The following is an 18,834-nucleotide window of genomic DNA, read 5'->3' as shown; positions in this document are numbered from 1 at the left end:
AAGACAAAACCCGCTCAGGTTTCCCTGAGCGGGTTTTTAAATTTGGCTCCTCTGACTGGACTCGAACCAGTGACATACGGATTAACAGTCCGCCGTTCTACCGACTGAACTACAGAGGAATCGTTTGAACGGGGCGCATATTAACGAGCGGGCTTCGGCTTGTCAAAACTCTTTTTCACAATTCTTACTGACTGCTGAATAAAGCGTCAATTACCTGCTGTGCATGAGTTTCAAGTCGCTAAACCAGCGGCTCTACAGCCAATTTCGTGATGAAGATCACCAACTCTATGCAAAATTACATTCTGATTTGTCGTTTTTGTCAGATACCTCGCATGTATGATCACAGATATTTCATTTCGCCGTTGTCGCGCTGAAAAGCGAAACATATATTCCAGATCACTCGTTACCCGAATGCAGGAATAGTCATGAACAAAGTCAGAATCGGTATGATTGGCAGTGGATATATTGGTCGTTGTCACGCAATTGCTTACGCTCAGGCACCCACGGTTTTTGCCCTGAAAGGTGAAATCGTGCGTGAAATGCTGGCGGAAGTGAATCCTGAGCTGGCGGCAAAACAGGCAGCCACCTTTGGCTTTGCGCGATCCACCGGCGACTGGCGTGAGCTGGTGCGTGATCCTAACATCGACGTGGTCGATATCTGCGCACCTAACTTCCTGCACAAAGAGATGGCGTTAGAAGCGATTCGCAACGGCAAGCATGTCTACTCTGAGAAGCCGCTGTCACTGTCGGTAGCGGATGCCGAAGAGATGGTGCAAGCCGCGCAGCTGGCCGGCGTGAAAACGTTGGTCGGCTTCAACTACATGAAAAACCCCACCAGCCAGCTGGCGCGTGAGATCATCGCTCGTGGCGAAATCGGCGACGTGGTGCATTTTTATGGCACGCACAACGAAGATTATCTGGCGCGTCCGGAAACCCCGCTCGACTGGCACTGCCAGAAAGCGCTGGCGGGATTAGGCGCGCTGGGCGACCTGGCCGCGCACATTGTGAATATGGCGCATTATCTGGTTGGCGATATTGAAGAAGTCAGCGGCGATATGATGACGGTGATTAAGGAGCGTCCGGATCCGAAGGAGACTTCGCGCCTGCTGCCGGTAGAAAACGAAGATCAGGCTAGCGCCTTGCTGCGTTTTAAAAATGGCGCGCACGGCGTGTTTGAAACCTCGCGCATCGCCTGCGGCAGCAAAATGGGTCTGACTTATGTGGTGACCGGCACCAAAGGCACGCTGCGCTATACCCAGGAACGCATGGCCGAGCTGGAGCTGTATATCCATGATGAACCGGCAGGGCGCCAGGGTTTCAAAACCATTTTGACCGGTCCGGCGCATCCGGATTACGCCAATTTCTGCGTGTCAGCCGGGCACGGCATCGGCTTCAACGATCAGAAAACCGTTGAGATCCGCGATTTGATTAACGGCATCGCTGCTGGGGATCGTATGTGGCCGGACTTTGCCGAAGGTTTGCAGGTGCAGAAAGTATTGGAAGCGGTGGCGGTTTCCGCACTGGAACGTCGCTGGATGAAGGTGTAGAAAACCAGCCGCTGCACATCGTTCAATGTGCACCCTACGTAGGGTCGCCATTTATGGCGTAATGCTCGTCAGATAAGCAGCGCACTGGCTCCGCAGGGGTTCCGCCCGCTAAGCGTATGGCAGTTTCAGAATGTGTGAAGCCGGCGGCCGGGCTAAGGTCCGAAGGCGCGGACCTTAGCAATCCGCGCCTGCGCCGTCCTCGCTGTTCCCTCGCTTATCACTCCGGCCTGACGGACCGCGCGGATTCGCCATCCCTGGCTCATGCCGCGCTTTCGCCGACGTCGTGTCTGCTCATCCTGGCCGTCCCTCTGTGCTCGGCGCTGCGGATAGCGCTCAACACCGTCGCCTGTCATTACCGCATCTGATTTGAAATTTTGCTGGCTGAAGATTGTGGGTTACCTGGTCGCCATGAATGGCGACCCTACAGGCGTTACAGCGATGATGATTCAGGAATAGGCATTGATGCTGCAGCGCGGGTGTTGAGGCGACATCCCAGCCCGCTGAGCGAGTGAGGGATTCCAGGGCGAGCCGCAGGGATGCGGCGAGAGGCGGCGCTGAGCAGGAGCGAATCGCCGCCGGTCCGTCAGGAATCGCGAGGGAGCGAAGGCACCGCGAAGCGGCGGGATGGGCTGGCGCAGGGCCCGGGAGTGCAGAGGGCGCGGCCAGGCGTCCTCTGCTCGGTCGCCGCACGGCATAGCTGAAACTGCCCCAGCAGATGGCGAACGAAAGTTGCTCAGTGCTTAACTGATCGGCATTACGCCATTTATGGCGACCTGAAAGCCAATCAGGCAAGCAATGGGCACTGCGGCGGCAAACGACAGCTCAGCGCGCCAGGCATCACTTCAATTTCGAATGCACTTCCCGTCAGCGGTTCACCATCCAGATTAAACGTCATCTCATGTGGCGAGCGAATAGTCAGCGATTGCAGCTGCGCCGTGACGATGTTGGGGTTTTCATCATCGCGCGTCAGCGAATGGAATAGGGTTGGCAGTAGCTCTTGCGCGGTGACAATGCTGAGATTGAGCTGGCCGTCATTGATCAGCGCATCCGGGCAGAGCTTTTGCCCGCCGCCGGCCTGACGTCCGTTACCAATGCCAATCACTAACGCATCACCTTGCCAGTTAAAACCGGGTCCACTGATTTCGCAGCTGTCAGGCTTCAGGGCATCAACCCGCATCAGACCATGAATAAAGTACGAAACGCCGCCCAGCGCAGATTTCAACTTTTCGGGCGTTTCGGTGGTGATGCGCGTACCAAAACCGCCGGTCGCCATGTTGATAAAGTAGCGATCGCCGTTCACGCAGGCTAAATCAATTGGGCTGGCTTTGCCCACCAGCGCCAAACGCAGCGCCGGTTCCATACCTTCTGGAATGCCCACGCTGGTGGCGAAATCATTGGCGGTGCCAAGCGGTAAAATGCCCAGCGCTGGACGCTGCTGTTCCGGCAGTCCCGCGAGCGCAGTGGCGATCTCATTAATGGTGCCATCGCCGCCGCCGGCCACCACGGTTTCTGCCTGCAAAGCCACCGCTTCCTGCACGTAGCGATCGCCGTCGCCCTTTTCCCAGGTGACGCGCACCGCCAGATTAAAGCCTTCATCGCGCAGCGTATTCACCGCAGCACGCAAATCTTCATTTCCTGCGCCTTTCCCGTTGAGGATCAGCAGCGTCAGCGGTTTGTTTTGCATTATCAGTTCCTTGATGCGAGATACACAGCACAGGTTATAGCATAGCTGGGGAGTGAAATTTATCGGCGGGCGCTGAAAAAAAGAAAACCCGCACGGGGGAGCCGGGCGGGTGAATGAGGTGGTTCCTGGTACTACCTGCTTTTATTGTTACTCGTTAGCAGCAGGCGCGATTTTAAAGCGAGGCGAAGCGATGGTCTGTGATCCTAATCTAACTTCGCCATTTTCTTTTCTTTATGTGCGATTTTTCCCGTGCGGATCGTAAGTACTGTTGCCATCAGTAAAGTTTCGCAGCAGCAGCGCAAAGGCCAGATTGACCGCTTGCGGTACCGGGATCCACACGCGATGCCCATCGCCTGGCGCAACCTCTACCGCCGATCCTTTATCATTCTGCATGGTTTCAAGCGTACAGTTGAGGTTGCCTTCCGGCGTCATGATCTCCACCGCATCACCCAGCATAAACTTGTTCTTCACCGCAATTTGCGCCCAGTCGCCGCGGCGTTCACCGGTGAATTCTCCAACAAACTGCTGGCGCTCGGAGATGGAGAAACCTTGCTCATAGTTTTGATAGCTGTCGTGCGTATGACGGCGCAGGAAACCTTCGGTGTAACCGCGGTGCGCCAGTCCTTCCAGCGTCTCCAGCAGTGCCGAATCAAACGGTTTACCCGCAGCGGCATCATCAATGGCGCGGCGATAAACCTGGGCGGTGCGCGCGCAGTAGTAGAAAGATTTAGTACGGCCTTCAATTTTCAGCGAGTGCACACCCATTTGGCTCAGACGCTCAACGTGCGCCACCGCGCGCAGATCTTTAGAGTTCATGATGTAGGTGCCGTGTTCGTCTTCGAACGCACTCATCACTTCACCCGGTTTCATCTTCTCTTCCAGCAGGAACACGCGGTCGGTGGTAGCGCCCACGCCCAGCGTCGGCTCCTGCACCTTAACCGGTTCATGGAAGCCGACGATGTTGCCAATCTCATCCTGTTTACCTTCTTCCACTTTATATTCCCAGCGGCAAGCGTTGGTGCAGGTGCCTTGATTGGGATCGCGTTTGTTAAGGTAGCCCGAGAGCAGGCAGCGGCCGGAATAGGCCATGCACAGCGCACCGTGAACGAAGATCTCAATCTCCATTTCCGGCACCTGCTGGCGAATTTCAGCGATCTCATCCAGCGACAGCTCGCGCGACAGAATCACCCGCGTCAGCCCCATTTGCTGCCAGAATTGTACCGTCGCCCAGTTAACCGCGTTGGCCTGAACCGACAAGTGAATTGGCATATCCGGGAAGGCTTCGCGCACCAGCATGATCAGGCCAGGATCGGACATAATCAGCGCGTCCGGCTGCATGGCGACGACTGGCGTCAGGTCGCGAATAAAGGTTTTTAGTTTGGCGTTGTGTGGGGCGATATTGACCACCACGTAGAATTTTTTTCCGAGCTGATGGGCTTCATTGATGCCTTTCGCCAGAATCTCGTGGGTGAATTCGTTGTTGCGTACGCGCAGGCTGTAGCGCGGTTGTCCGGCATATACCGCATCGGCGCCGTAGGCAAAGGCATAACGCATATTCTTCAGCGAGCCCGCTGGAGAAAGCAGTTCAGGTTTTAACATGGATTTTCTCACTGATGTCAGGTCAGCATGCCATGGTGGATGGCAGGAGCAGCGGCCGCGTTACACGGCCCTGCAAAAGGTGGGGAATTGTAGGCAGGCCCGCACCCGATGTAAATTGACCTGGATCAATGTAAGCCGCTGCTAGCTAGAGCAAACGGCAGACGTCCGCTTCCCAGCGATAACCCATACCGTATACCGCGCGAATAAACGGTTGCTCGGCATCGAGGCTTTCCAGCTTGCGGCGCAAATTTTTGATGTGACTATCGATGGTGCGGTCGGTCACCACACGGTAATCGTCGTAGAGATGGTTCAGCAGTTGCTCGCGCGAGAAGACTTTGCCCGGCTCCAGCGCCAGGGTTTTTAGCAGACGAAACTCAGCGGGCGTCAGCTCCAGCTGCTGTTCGCGCCAGCTGGCCTGAAAACGGCTTTCATCGATCTGCAGATGCGATTCCTGCTGGGCTTCTTCCGGCGAACGTTTAACGCGACGCAAAATGGTTTTGACGCGCGCCACCACTTCGCGCGGGCTGAACGGCTTACAGATATAGTCATCAGCACCGATTTCCAGCCCCAGCAAGCGATCGATCTCTTCGGTGCGTGCGGTGACCATAATTATCGGCAGCTCGGAGAAGCGGCGGATTTCGCGGCACAGCGTCAGGCCGTCGCGCCCGGGCAGCATCAAATCCAGCAGCATCAGGTCCGGCGGCGTTTGCTGCACGTAGTTCAGTACCGCGTTACCGTCGGCAATGTGGTGCGTGCGATAGTTGGACGCCTGCAGATAATCAATCACCAGCTGCGCCAGTTTCGGTTCATCTTCTACAACAAGAATCAGTGGATCGCTATTTTCCGGGCTCATAAGTGACGTCTAGTGAGGAACATACGGCAAGTTTAGCGTGATTTGCAGCCCACCTAAATCAGAGTGATCCGCACTGATGCTGCCGTTATGCGCTTCGGCAATGTTTTTACAAATCGCCAGCCCAAGCCCAGAGCCGCCGCTGGCACGATTACGTGAACTTTCGGCGCGGAAAAAACGTTCGAATAATTGTGCCTGATGCAGCGGATCGACACCCGGCGCGCTATCGGCAAATTTGAGCTGCCAGTTTTCGCCGGCCTGTTGCAAGGTCAGCTGCACTTCGCCACCCGCATCGGTATAGCGCAGGCTATTCTCCAGCAGGTTAGTAAACAACTGCATCAGACGATCAGGGTCGCCAAAGCTCTGCGCCTGCGCAGGTAGCGCCAGCTTGAGAGCCAGATTGCGGCTGCGATAACGTTCACCAAAACTGCCCGCCACCACTTCCAGCAAACTGACCAGGTCGACCGGCTGTTTGCGATAGGCGAGGGCGCCCGCGTCGGAAAGTGATAGCTGATGCAGATCGTCCACCAGCTTGGTCAGCAGCGACACTTCGCTTTGCAGGGAGCTGATGGCTTCCGGCGTCAGTTTGCGCACGCCATCCTGCATCGCTTCCAGCTCACCGCGCAGGATCGCCAGCGGCGTGCGCAATTCGTGGGAGATGTCGGCCATAAAGGCGCGGCGGTTACTCTCGTTTTTCTCCAGCGAACTGGCGAGCAGGTTGAAGTCGCGTCCCAGCTGGCCGAGTTCATCACTGCTGCCCACTTCCACGCGGGTCGCGAAATTACCCGCCGCCAGATGGTGCGTGCCATCTACCAGGCGTTTTACCGGCGCCAGCAGGCCGCGCGCCAGCAGCCAGGTGACCAGCGCCGCGAGTAAACCGGTGAGCGCGACAATCATCCAGCTGGTGCGCCGCTGTTGCTGGTCGAAGTTGATATCGGTGCTGCGCGTCAGGCGTTCCGCCGGTGAGGCAATCACCCAGCCGACAATCTTGCCATTGCTGGTGGTGATATTGCGGCGGGTACCTTCTGGTGGCACCGGCTGGCGCGGACCGGACAGCACTTTATATTGCTGATCGATAATCCAGAACTGCGTGCGCCAGCCGTGCGGAGGCAGTTGGTTAACGCTGCCAGGATTCTGTTCCAGCGAGCGCAGAATGGAGAAAATCAGGCGGTCGTTGTTGCGCAGAAAATCCCAGTTGCCGTGCTGCTCATACTGATCGGCCAGCGCGTCGCTTAATAGCGTAAGGCGCTGCTCATTGCCTTTTTTGATGTAATCGACGAAGCCATGCTCAAAGCTAAGCCGCACGCCCCAGTGCATGGTGATGATGACCAGCATGCAGGTAGAGAAAATCGCCGCAAACAGCTTGGCACCAATGCCCCATTTTATCGGCCGCTTCATCCTTTGCTCCTGCCTCTAAGATCAACGTTTTTACTCACATCTTTAGGTACTCGCCAAAACACCAGCGCCGGCAGCACAATCACCAGCGCCATGCACAGATAGGTGTAAATGAAGGTTTGATGCGCGGCTGCGCTGTCGGTGATCACGCCGTGGCCGAAGGCACCCAACAGCAAGCCGGCCACGGTGACGCCGATACTCATCGACAGCTGCATAATCATGGAGAGCAAACTGTTGCCGCTCGAGGCCAGATCGTCCGGCAGCTCTTTTAACGTCAGGGTATTCATGGATGAGAAACGGATGGCGTTCACCATGCCTTGCAGCAGTAGCACCACCGGCAGCAGCCAGATCCAGCCAAGCAGCGCCACCAGCGGGAACAGCAGCACCACCAGCGCCAACGCAATGGTTGCCCCGACCAGCGCATGGCGATAGCCGAAAATATTAACCAGCCGTACCACCACGCGTTTGGTGCCCATGTTGCCAAGCACCATCGGAATCATCATCAAACCGGCGTGGAACGGGCTGTAGCCGAGGCCGACCTGCAGGAAGATCGGTGTCATAAAGGGCAGCATGCCGCTGCCGATACGCCCGGTAAAACTGCCGAGCAGACCAATCGAATAGATGCGGTTGTCGAACAGTTTGAGGCTGAACAGCGCATTTTCGTTGTTGCGACCGTGCATCAGATAGAACAGCAGCGAAAACACCCCAACCAAAATTAGTAAGCCGAGTAACAGCGGCGAACCACCCGAGCTGCGTTGACCATCGAGCGCCAGGGTCAGCGTCGCCATCCCTACCGCCAGCAGCGCGAAGCCCAGGAAGTCGAAGCGGCGCGTCTGCATAGTGCAATTGGGCATCAGCGTCAGTGTGGCAATTGCGCCGATAATACCGACCGGAATGTTAATCAGGAAGATCCAGTGCCAGCTGGCGTACTGCACCAAAATTCCGCCGAGCGCCGGGCCGAGCAGCGGACCAATTTGCCCTGGCGTGGTGACGAAGGTCATCGCCGACATATATTGCTCGCGCGGCACGATTTTCATCACCGTTAAACGGCCAACGGGCACCATCATCGCGCCACCAATGCCTTGTACCACACGCGCCATGATCAGCTCATCAAGTGTTGAGGAGAAGGCGCACAGCAGCGAACCGATGCTGAACAGTACGATGGCGCAGAAGAAGATATTGCGCACGCCAAAACGATCTGCCAGCCAGCCGCTGATCGGTAGCGTTATCGCCACGGTAAGCACATACGAGACGATTACCGAATGCATATTCAGCGGGCTGACGTTGAGATCGCGCGCCATCGACGGAATCGCGGTGTTAACGATGGTGGTGTCCAGCGCCTGCATAAAGAAGCCAAACGCGACGATCCACAGCTGCCAGCGCACAGTGGCGTTTTTGGTGTCCACTTAATCTCCTCTGTTATACGGTCACCCTAAATGGCGACCCTACAAATGTGGGGTGCGTAGGGGCGCCATTCATGGCGACTTCCCTTACCCCCTCACCAACACCTTGTTTTTCCTGCGCCGTAGCTTATCCATCATCAAATACACCACCGGCGTGGTGTAGAGCGTCAGCAGCTGGCTCATCACCAGGCCGCCAGCGATGGTGATGCCGAGCGGCTGTCGCAGCTCCGCGCCGTCACCACTGGTGAGCACCAGCGGCAATGCACCAAACAGGGCGGCGAGAGTGGTCATCAAAATCGGGCGGAAACGTAGCTGGCACGCCTGGAAAATTGCGTCACGCGCCGATAGATTGCCGTTGCGCTCGGCATCAAGCGCAAAGTCGACCATCATGATGGCGTTTTTCTTCACGATGCCGATTAGCAGCAAAATCCCGATCAGCGCAATCAGGCTGAACGGCGTGTTGAACAGCTCCAGCGCCAGCAGCGCGCCAACGCCTGCGGAGGGCAGGGTGGAGAGAATGGTCAGCGGATGGACGTAGCTCTCATACAAAATGCCCAGCACGATATACACCGCCGCAATCGCCGCCAGCATCAGATAGAGCTGATTGGATTGCGATTGCTGGAACACCTGCGCGGTACCGGCAAAACTGCCGCGCACGCTGGCTGGCACGCCAAGCGCCGTGATCGTACGATCAATCGCTTCCGAAGCCTGCGACAGCGACACACCTTCCGGCAGGTTGAACGAAATGGTGGACGCTGCCGACAAGCCTTCGTGATTCACCGACAGCGGCGCATTGGCCGGTTGCCACTGAGCAAACCAGCTGAGCGGAATCGCTTTGCCGTCACTGTTAATCACAAACATCTGATCGAGCGAGCTGATGTCCTGGGTGTAGCGCGGATCCACTTCCATCACCACTTTGTACTGGTTAAGCGGTTGGTAGATGGTAGAAATCTGGCGCTGACCAAAGGCGTTATTCAGCAGGGCATTAGCGGCGGAGACATCAATGCCGAGTCGCGCCATGCTTTCACGATCGTAGGTCAGATTCATTTCGCTGCCGTTGTCCTGCTGATCGGAGTTAACGTCCGCCAGTTCCGGCAGGGCGGCAAACGCCTGACGAATCTTCGGCTCCCATTCACGTAAATCATTCAGGTTATCCGACAGCAAACTGTACTGATAGCTGGCGTTGGATTCACGTCCGCCAATACGAATGTCCTGCACCGCGTTGAGATAGAGATTGGCGCCCGGCTCTTTCGCCAGCTTAACGCGCAGCCGGGCAATCACTTCCTGCGCGCTTTCGCTGCGTTCGGACAGTGGCTTGAGCGAGACGAACATTGAGCCGCTGTTGGTGCGCGAACCGCCGGTAAAGCCGGTGACGTTATCCACCGCCGGATCGGCCTTAATAATGTTCATGAAATCCTGCAGCTTGCCGCGCATCGCCTGGAACGAAATGCTCTGGTCCGCCGAAATAAATCCTTGTAAGCGGCCGGTATCTTGCTCAGGCATAAAGGTTTTCGGGATCGAGATAAACAGCCAGACGGTGAGCGCCACGGTGCCGAGCAGTAGCATCAACACCCAAATGGCGTGATTCAGCACCCAGCCGAGCGAGCGCGCGTAACCGTTTTGCACTTTCATCAACAGTTTGCCGAAACCGCGCGTGCGCGGCTGGCTACGCTTGACCTGCGGTTTAAGCAGGTAGGCGCACATCATCGGTGTCAGCGTGACCGAGATAAACAGCGAGATGAGAATCGCCACTGATAGCGTGATGGCAAACTCCGAGAAGAAGCGGCCAATAATGCCGCCAATCATCAGCAGCGGCAGGAACACCGCAATCAGCGACAGGCTCATCGACAGCACGGTGAAACCCACTTCGCGCACGCCGGTTAGCGCCGCCTGTAACGGCTTCATGCCCGCTTCAACGTGGCGCGCAATATTCTCCAGCACCACAATTGCATCATCGACGACAAAACCGGTGGCGATGGTTAACGCCATCAGCGACAGGTTATTCAGGCTGAACCCGCACAGATACATGGCGGCGAAGGTGCCAATCAGCGACACCGGCACGGCAGCGGCGGGGATCAGCGTGGCGCGCCAGTCGCGCAGGAAGGCAAACACCACCAGAATCACCAGCGCCACGGCGATGATCAGCGACTGCTCCACTTCATGCAGCGAAGCGCGAATGGTGGGCGAGCGATCCTGAGCAATTTGCAGGTCGATAGCGGCAGGAATCACCTCATGCAGTTCCGGCAATTCGCCACGAATGCGATCGACGGTATCAATGATGTTGGCTTCCGGCGATTTGCGCACCACCAGCAGCACCGCCGCTTTACCGTTGGTCATACCGGCGTTGCGCACGTCCTGCACCGAATCCTGCACATTTGCGACATCGCTGAGCCGCACCGCCGCACCGTTGTTGTAGTGCACCACCAGCGGCTGATACTCGCTGGCAGTTTGTAATTCACCGTTGGTGCGCAGCTGCCAGCGCTGCTGCACATCATCAATGGCGCCCTGTGGACGGCGCTGGTTGGCATTGCTGATGGCGGTGCGCACCGCATCCAGCGAGACGCCCTGATTAAACAGCGCCTGCGGATTGAGTTCCACGCGCACCGCGGGCAGCGAACTGCCGCCGACCGTTACATCGCCCACGCCTTCAATCTGCGACAGCTTCTGCGCCAGCTGCGTTGAGGCGTAATCATACAGCTGACCGGGATTATAAATGTCTGATGTTAGCGTCAGAATCATGATCGGCGCATCGGACGGGTTGGCTTTGCGATAGCTGGGGCGGCTGGGCATGCCGGTCGGCAACAGGCTTTGTGCCGCGTTAATCGCCGCCTGTACATCGCGTGCCGCGCCGTTGATATCACGATCGAAATCGAACACCAGAATGATGCGCGTGCTGCCCAGCGAGCTGGTGGAGGTCATTTCGCTGACGCCGGCAATGCGCCCGAGTGAACGCTCCAGCGGCGTCGCCACTGAGGCCGCCATGGTTTCCGGGGATGCGCCAGGCAACGATGCAGAGACCAAAATCACCGGGAAATCCAGCTGCGGCAGCGGCGCCACCGGCAGCAGGCGGAAGCCAAGAATACCGGCCAGCGCAATCGCCAGCGTCAGCAACGTCGTGGCGACCGGGCGATGGATAAACAGCGCGAAAAACTTCACGGCTGCGCCTCCGAGCGCTTAAAGCGACGGCGCGTGGCATGGGCGAGACGATCGAACAGCAGATAGATCACCGGTGTGGTGAACAGCGTCAAAACCTGACTCACCACCAAACCGCCGACCATCGCAATACCTAATGGACGGCGCAGTTCCGCGCCGACGCCGGTACTCAGCATCAGCGGCAACGCACCGAGCAGCGCCGCCAATGTGGTCATCAGGATGGGACGGAAACGCAGCAAGCACGCCTGATAAATCGCCTCGCGCGGCGGCATGCCTTGCTCACGTTCCGCCGCCAGCGCGAAGTCGATCATCATGATGGCGTTTTTCTTCACGATACCGATCAGCAAGATAATGCCAATGATGGCGATGATATCCAGCTCGTTGCCGCTCAGCATCAGCGCCAGCAGCGCGCCGACACCCGCAGTCGGCAAGGTTGAAAGAATGGTGATGGGATGGATAAAGCTCTCATACAGCACGCCGAGCACGATATACATCGCCACCACGGCGGCAACGATCAGCCACACGGTGCTGGACAATGCCGCTTCAAAGGCCAGCGTGCTGCCCTGGAACTGCGTCATCATTTCCGCTGGCATACCGACCTGATCTTCCGCCGCGCTCACCGCTTTCACCGCATCGCCCAACGAATAGCCGTCTGCGACGTCAAACGAGAAAGTCGCCGACGGAAACTGATCGAGGTGGTTGATGCTCAAAGCGGCGTGACGCTCCTCAATCTGGGCGATGGCGCTCAACGGCACGCTGCCGCCGTCGCTGCTGGTCAGGCGAATGCCGTCGAGGCTCGCCAGACCTAGCGTAGCATCGTTGTTCTGCTCCAGCACCACGCGATACTGGTTGGCCTGTGTGTAAATGGTGGAGATCAATCGCTGGCCAAAGGCGTTATACAGCGCGTTATCGACGTCGGCCATGCTGATACCCAACCGGCTGGCGCTGTCGCGATCGACGCGCACAAAGGCTTCCAGCCCTTGATCCTGCCAGTCACTGCTGACGTCGCGCAGTTGCGGCAGCGTGTTGAGCTGTTCCAGCAGTTTCGGCACCCACAAACTCAGCGACTCCAGCGAGCCCGATTGCAGCGTGAATTGGTACGGTGTGCGGCTCGCCTGGGTATCAATGGTTAGATCCTGCACCGGTTGCAGCCACAGCGAGATGCCCGGCACTTTGGCCAACGCCTGTTGCAGACGCTGTTGCACCGCCGGGATACGATCGTCGCGCTCATTTAACGGCTTGAGGTTGATCTGCAGGCGTGCGCTATTCAGCGCGGCGTTGGTGCCATCGACGCCCACAAACGACGTCATGCTCTGTACCGCCGGATCTTTCATGATGATCGACGCGACATCGCGCGTGCGCTCAGACATGTTGGCGTAAGAAACTGACTGCGGTGCCTGCAGGGTGCCCTGAATAATGCTGTTATCCTGCTGCGGGAAGAAGCCTTTCGGAATGACAATCCACAGCAGCACGGTGATCAGCAAGGTGCCGAGCGCCACCGACAGCGTGATCCACGGATGCAGCAGCACGCGCGTTAAACCGCGACCATATTGGGCAATAATGCGATCAAACATCGCTTCGCTAGCGCGTGAGAAGCGGTTCTGCTTGCGCAGCGATTCAGCGCTTAACATGCGCGCGCACATCATTGGCGTCAGCGTCAGCGACACCACGGCGGAGATCAAAATCGCCACCGCCAGCGTGACGGCGAATTCGCGGAACAGGCGACCAATCACATCGCCCATAAACAGCAGCGGGATCAGCACGGCAATCAGCGAGAAGGTGAGGGAGATAATGGTGAAACCAATCTCGCCTGCGCCTTTCAGCGCCGCCGTTAGCGGCTTTTCGCCTTTTTCGATATAGCGTGAGATGTTCTCAATTACCACGATGGCGTCATCGACGACAAAACCGGTGGCGATGGTCAGCGCCATTAGCGTCAGATTGTTAATCGAGAAGCCGAGAAAATACATCGCGGCAAAGGTGCCGACCAGCGACAGCGGTACAGCGACCGCAGGAATAATGGTCGCCGGCACGTTACGCAGGAACAGATAAATGATCATCACCACCAAACCCATCGCCAGCATCAGTTCGTGCTGCGTATCACTGACGGAGGCGCGGATGTTGGTGGTGCGGTCGGTAAGCAGTTTCACATCCACCGATTTTGGCAGCGTGGCGGTAAGTCCAGGCAACATGGCGCGGATATTGTCGGCGGTGGCGATAATGTTGGCGCCGGGCTGGCGCTGCACGTTCAGTACAATCGCCGGCTGGCGGTTAGCCCAGGCGCCGAGCCAGCTGTTCTCGGCTCCTTGCTCAATGGTGGCGACATCGCCCAGCCGCACCGGCGCGCCGTTGTTATAGCTGATGATCAGCTGGCGATACTCTTCCGCTGAGGTCATCTGGTCGTTGGCCGACAGCGTAATCGAGCGCGTTGGGCCGTCGAGACTGCCTTTCGCCGAGTTGACGTTGCCATTGGTGATGGCGGTACGCACCGATTCGCTGGTCAAGCCGAGTGCTGCCAGCGCTTGCGTGTTCATCTTCACGCGCACCGCTGGACGTTGTCCACCCGACAGCGTGACTAAACCGACGCCAGAGACCTGCGAAATTTTCTGCGCCACGCGGGTTTCTACCATGTCCTGCACCTGCGTGAGCGGCATGCTGGTGGTGGTGACGGCCAGCGTCATGATCGGCGGATCGGCTGGGTTTACTTTGCTATAAACCGGCGGATTAGGCAGATCGCTGGGCAGCAGATTGGTGGCAGAGTTGATTGCCGCCTGCACTTCCTGTTCGGCGACGTCCAATGGCAGCGTCAGCTGGAACTGCAATGTGACTACCGACGCGCCGCCCGAACTCTGCGACGCCATCTGTTTCAGGCCGGACATCTGGCCAAACTGGCGTTCCAGCGGCGCGGTGATTGACGACGTGACGACATCCGGGCTGGCGCCGGGATAGAGCGTCACCACCTGAATCGTCGGGTAATCAACTTCCGGCAGCGCGGAGACCGGCAGAAAACGGTAGCCGAGCACGCCCGCCAACAGAATGGCGATCATTAATAGCGTGGTGGCGACCGGGCGCAGAATAAACTGGCGTGATGGGCCGCCGCTTGAGTCTGGAGGCATCACCTGCATTATTGACGCTCTCCACGAGCTGGCTGTGCAGCGCGGGTGCTGTGTGTGGCGGCACTTTGCGGGGCGACAATCTCGACCGTTGCACCTTCGGTCAGGCGATCCAGGCCGTCGGTGACCACGCGATCGCCGGCTTCAAGACCCGCGCTGATCACCACTTTCTGGCTATCCTGTAATCCGGCGGTGACGCGTTTTTTGCTCACTTTGTTGTCGCTGTTCACCACCCAAACGAAATGACCATCGTTACTCATCTGCAGCGCGGCGGTCGGAATCACCACCGCATCCTGCAGGGTATCCACTTTCAAACGCGCATTAACAAATTGGTTCGGGAACAGCGTGTCATCTTGATTGTTAAAGCGTGCTTTGAGCTTGATGGTGCCGGTGGTGGCATCAATCTGATTATCCAGACTTAATAATGCACCGGTGGTCAGTAAGGTTTTATTGCTGCGATCCCAGGCTTCGACAATCAGCGGCTGTCCGCTTTTCTGCGCCTTGAGGATTTGGCTAATGTTATTTTCCGCCACGCTGAACACCACATCGATCGGATGCGTTTCGGTGATGACCACTAAACCGGTGGTATCGCCGGAGGTGATGTAGTTGCCCACATCAACCTGCTTCAAGCCGACGCGGCCACCAATCGGCGCAGTGATGCGGCTGTAGGTAAGATTGAGTTGGGCACTGGCAACGTTACCTTCATCGGCTTTAAGCGTACCGAGCGTCTCGCTCACCAGCGAGCGTTGCGTATCCAGTTCCTGCTGCGATACCAGCGAGGTTTTCGCCAGTTTTTCATAGCGGCTGAGATCGCGGCGCGCATTGGCGAGCGTGGCCTGGTCTTTTGCCAGCTGGCCCTGCGCCTGGGTTAACGCGACCTGATAAGGACGCGGATCGATCTCCGCCAGCAGCGCGCCGGCGGCCACCTGCTGTCCCTCCTGGAAGTGCAGCGCCATCAGTTGCCCATCCACGCGACTGCGCACCGTAACGGTGTTGGCGGCGGTCACGGTACCGAGGCCGCTGAGATAATAGGGTACGCTTTGTGTGCTGGCTGTCGCAGCCTGCACTGGCGCTAATGGACGACGCGCCGCGCCACTGCCACCGCCTGCGCCGCGTCCACGCTGCTGCTGACCTTCGGCCTGCGGCTGTTTAGTCGGTTCCGCTGGATGCTGCCACCAGTAATATCCCCCTGCCAGTACGGCAATGACGGCTACGGCCAGCAAGCTTGTTTTTAGTCGACGGTTAATCAAGGTGTGTGCTCTCCAGCGTGTCGTTTTCCTAAAATGCGAAATCAAATACCCTTACGGGGAACGCCTATTTCGCAAACGAATGATTGTAGTCGCCCGGACCGGACAAAAATTGAAGGAAATAAGAATATCGCCCCCGTACGGCTAAGTATTCATATTCTGTAAATATTCTGGCAGGAATACGCATAAGCGCCGCGTTTTTCCTTTGCTAAGCTCAATGCAGACCTGTCTCGTTTAAATAAGGAGAACATAATGAGTCAACAGAAACTCCGCCAGCTTGGCGACAGCGGTATAGAAGTTCCCCGTCTCACCTTTGGCGGCAACGTATTTGGCTGGACGGTGGATGAGAAAACCTCGTTTTCACTGCTGGATGCGCTGGTGGAGAAAGGATTGTTCTTCATCGATACCGCTGACGTGTACTCGCGCTGGGCGCCAGGTAATGAAGGGGGCGAATCGGAAACCATTATCGGTAAATGGCTGAAGAAAAGCGGCAAGCGCGATCGTATCGTACTGGCGACCAAAGTGGGCATGGAGCTGTCGCCGGAAAAAACTGGCGTGAAGCCCGCTTATATTCGTCAGGCGGTGGAAGATTCGCTGCGTCGCCTGCAAACCGACGTCATCGATCTGTATCAGGCGCACCGCGATGATGACACGACGCCGCTGCTGGACACGCTTAAAGCTTTCGATTCGCTGATCAAAGAGGGCAAAGTGCGCGCCATTGGCGCCTCGAACTACAACGCTGCACGTCTGCAGGAAGCGTTGGACGTGAGCAAGCAACACGGTCTGGCGCGCTATGAAACCCTGCAGCCGGAATACAATCTGTACGATCGTCAGGAGTATGAAGGCGGCCTGGAGCAGGTGGCGGTGAAAAATGGCCTTGGCGTGATCAACTACTATTCGCTGGCCAGCGGTTTCCTTAGCGGTAAATACAAAAAGCCAGAAGATGCCAGCAAGAGTAAGCGCGGGCAGGGCATCGTGGATAAATATCTCAACGAACGCGGCAAGCGCATCATTGAAGCGCTAGAAGATGTTGCTGCTTCACATGATGTGTCAGCTACCCAGGTTGCACTGGCGTGGCAGATTGCACGTCCGAGCATCACAGCGCCGATTGTCAGTGCCACTTCACTGGAGCAGCTGGATGAACTGGTGAAAGCCACCGAGCTGGAACTCAGCAAGCAGGAAATAGAAGAGCTGGCGAGTGCCAGTAAATTGTAATGTTTTCAGGGACGCTGCGGCGTCCCGCTAATTTTCTGTTATGCCTCACAAAAAATGCCATTTCCAGCAAAAAATTTTCAATCATCGACCAGCGTCACAATTGCGCTAACGCACTATCAACTTCAGGTAAACTGCGCACATATTTGCAAAAATTGACAAATCCTCAGCACTATCCTCTGTTCGATCTATCCCAGTAACTTCATATAAGAAAAACCATCATGAACAGAAAAAAAGCAGTGCAGCATATCCCTCGCGTGGCAGCGGGAACCCTGATGTTGGCGATGCTGAGCACATCTGCGCTAGCCGCTGATGCGTTCAGTTATGACTCTCCCTATATGTTTGGCGATTGGGGCGGCAATCGAACGCAGCTGGAAAATGACGGCATTAAATTCGACGTTAACTACACCATGGAGAGCGCCTCCAATCTGGCGGGCGGCGCTGACACCAATACGTCTATGCGTTACAGCGATCAGTGGGCGTTTGGCGCCAACTTCGATTTGGAAAAACTGCTGAACTGGCAGGATGCGCAGTTTCAGATGACGATTACCGATCGTAATGGTCAGAACATCTCCGATCAGGTTGCCGATCGCCGTACCGGCATGTTGTCATCCACCCAGGAAGTTTACGGTCGTGGCCAAACCTGGCGTTTAACCCAGTTCTGGTTGAGCAAAGGTCTGTTCGATAACATCGTCAACCTGAAGGGGGGGCGCGTTACCGTTGGTGAAGACTTCGATAACTTCGACAGTAAGTTCCAGAACCTGGCGTTTGGTAGCGGTCAGGCAGGTAACTGGCGTGGCGATCGTTGGTTCAACTGGCCGGTTTCCCAATGGGGCGGTCGCGTGAAAGTAAACTTCACGCCTGAAGTGTTCTTCCAGGTCGGTTTCTACAACCAAAACCGTGCTAACTACGATCGCGGCGACGGCTTCCGTCTGGATACCAGCAACTCAGAAGGGAATCTGGTGCCGGTGGAATTGGGCTGGAAACCAACCCTGGGCGCGGACAAACTGCCGGGTAACTACCGCATTGGTTATTACTACTCGTCAGCCAATGGCGATAACTACGGTAGCTGGCGCGATGGCGCTTATCAAAGCAAGGATCACGCCTACGGTGGCTACGTACTGTTGCAGCAACAGCTGACAGCGCAAGGCGGCGACGCCAGCCGTGGTTTGGGTGTCACCGTGCAGGCGGTGATGAACGACCACAAGACCTCGAAAACCGACAACTATCAATCGGTCAGCTTCACCTGGAAAGGACCGTTCGATGCGCGTCCGCAGGATGAGATTGGTGTCGGTGCGGCGCGTATTCACGTCAATAGCGCTTATACGCGCTCGCAGCGTGAGCAGAATAATGCCAACGGCGAAACCAACTTCGATAGCCCGACCTATCTGCCGATTCAGGATGGTTCAGAGTACAACTATGAGATTTACTACAACGCTCAGCTGACCAAATGGCTGCAGCTGCGTCCAAATCTGCAGTATGTGGTGGCGCCGGGTGCGGTGAGCGAAGTGAAAGATGCGTTTGTGGGTGGGATCAGTGCGAACGTGAATTTCTGATGGTTTAAGTAAGATAAAAACGTCACAAGATTACGGACTTTTCCCTCTCCCATTGGGAGAGGGCAGGGTGAAGGGAAA

Annotated in this window: 11 protein-coding genes and 1 tRNA gene; 3 read left to right on the top strand and 9 right to left on the bottom strand. The window is 56.9% G+C overall.

Annotation, left to right across the window (positions count from 1 at the left end):
• Positions 1 to 43 precede the first annotated feature (43 nt).
• A tRNA-Asn gene (locus tag WH298_RS02650) sits at positions 44 to 119 on the bottom strand.
• Between the two features lie 306 nt (positions 120 to 425).
• Between WH298_RS02650 and WH298_RS02645 the strand changes: the two genes are divergently transcribed.
• Positions 426 to 1,547: a Gfo/Idh/MocA family protein gene (locus WH298_RS02645; RefSeq protein WP_007889542.1), complete on the top strand. Its 1,122-nt coding sequence runs from the start codon at positions 426 to 428 to the stop codon at positions 1,545 to 1,547.
• Between the two features lie 784 nt (positions 1,548 to 2,331).
• Here the strand turns inward: WH298_RS02645 and yegS are convergent.
• The 8 genes from yegS to WH298_RS02605 form a co-directional block, all read right to left on the bottom strand.
• Positions 2,332 to 3,231: a lipid kinase YegS gene (yegS, locus tag WH298_RS02640; protein ID WP_007888981.1), complete on the bottom strand. Its 900-nt coding sequence runs from the start codon at positions 3,229 to 3,231 to the stop codon at positions 2,332 to 2,334.
• A 231-nt stretch (positions 3,232 to 3,462) separates the two neighbouring features.
• On the bottom strand, positions 3,463 to 4,830 hold the full coding sequence (gene trhP, locus WH298_RS02635; protein ID WP_180822152.1) for a prephenate-dependent tRNA uridine(34) hydroxylase TrhP: 1,368 nt from the start codon (positions 4,828 to 4,830) through the stop codon (positions 3,463 to 3,465).
• Positions 4,831 to 4,975: 145 nt separating this feature from the next.
• Positions 4,976 to 5,683, bottom strand: a complete 708-nt coding sequence (gene baeR / locus WH298_RS02630; RefSeq protein ID WP_180822151.1) for an envelope stress response regulator BaeR — start codon at positions 5,681 to 5,683, stop codon at positions 4,976 to 4,978.
• A gap of 9 nt (positions 5,684 to 5,692) precedes the next feature.
• Positions 5,693 to 7,078, bottom strand: coding sequence for an envelope stress sensor histidine kinase BaeS (gene baeS, locus WH298_RS02625; RefSeq protein WP_007888977.1), 1,386 nt, complete (start codon positions 7,076 to 7,078; stop codon positions 5,693 to 5,695).
• Positions 7,075 to 8,481 (bottom strand): multidrug transporter subunit MdtD, encoded by a 1,407-nt coding sequence (mdtD, locus tag WH298_RS02620; protein ID WP_180822150.1) that lies wholly within the window; start codon positions 8,479 to 8,481, stop codon positions 7,075 to 7,077. The genes baeS and mdtD overlap by 4 nt, the downstream gene beginning before the upstream one ends.
• An 84-nt stretch (positions 8,482 to 8,565) precedes the next feature.
• Positions 8,566 to 11,634 (bottom strand): multidrug efflux RND transporter permease subunit MdtC, encoded by a 3,069-nt coding sequence (gene mdtC / locus WH298_RS02615; protein ID WP_180822149.1) that lies wholly within the window; start codon positions 11,632 to 11,634, stop codon positions 8,566 to 8,568.
• Positions 11,631 to 14,753 carry an MdtB/MuxB family multidrug efflux RND transporter permease subunit gene (locus WH298_RS02610; protein WP_180822148.1) on the bottom strand — a complete coding sequence of 1,041 codons (3,123 nt, stop codon included), beginning with the start codon at positions 14,751 to 14,753 and terminating at the stop codon, positions 11,631 to 11,633. Before WH298_RS02610 ends, mdtC begins: the two co-directional genes overlap by 4 nt.
• A complete protein-coding gene (locus tag WH298_RS02605; RefSeq protein WP_180823680.1) occupies positions 14,753 to 15,988 on the bottom strand; it encodes an MdtA/MuxA family multidrug efflux RND transporter periplasmic adaptor subunit in 1,236 nt (411 codons plus the stop codon). Before WH298_RS02605 ends, WH298_RS02610 begins: the two co-directional genes overlap by 1 nt.
• Before the next feature lie 252 nt (positions 15,989 to 16,240).
• Here WH298_RS02605 and WH298_RS02600 point away from each other — a divergent pair, with 252 nt between their 5' ends.
• Together WH298_RS02600 and WH298_RS02595 are read left to right on the top strand one after the other, a co-directional pair.
• Positions 16,241 to 17,203 carry an aldo/keto reductase gene (locus tag WH298_RS02600; RefSeq protein WP_180822147.1) on the top strand — a complete coding sequence of 321 codons (963 nt, stop codon included), beginning with the start codon at positions 16,241 to 16,243 and terminating at the stop codon, positions 17,201 to 17,203.
• Positions 17,204 to 17,421: 218 nt separating this feature from the next.
• Positions 17,422 to 18,756, top strand: coding sequence for a carbohydrate porin (locus tag WH298_RS02595; protein ID WP_180822146.1), 1,335 nt, complete (start codon positions 17,422 to 17,424; stop codon positions 18,754 to 18,756).
• Positions 18,757 to 18,834: the final 78 nt, after the last annotated feature.

Source organism: Pantoea nemavictus (genome assembly GCF_037479095.1).
GTDB classification, from domain to species: Bacteria; Pseudomonadota; Gammaproteobacteria; order Enterobacterales; family Enterobacteriaceae; genus Pantoea; species Pantoea nemavictus.
The sequence above is the reverse complement of the archived record's forward strand: the minus strand, read 5'-3'. Positions and strand labels throughout refer to the sequence as shown.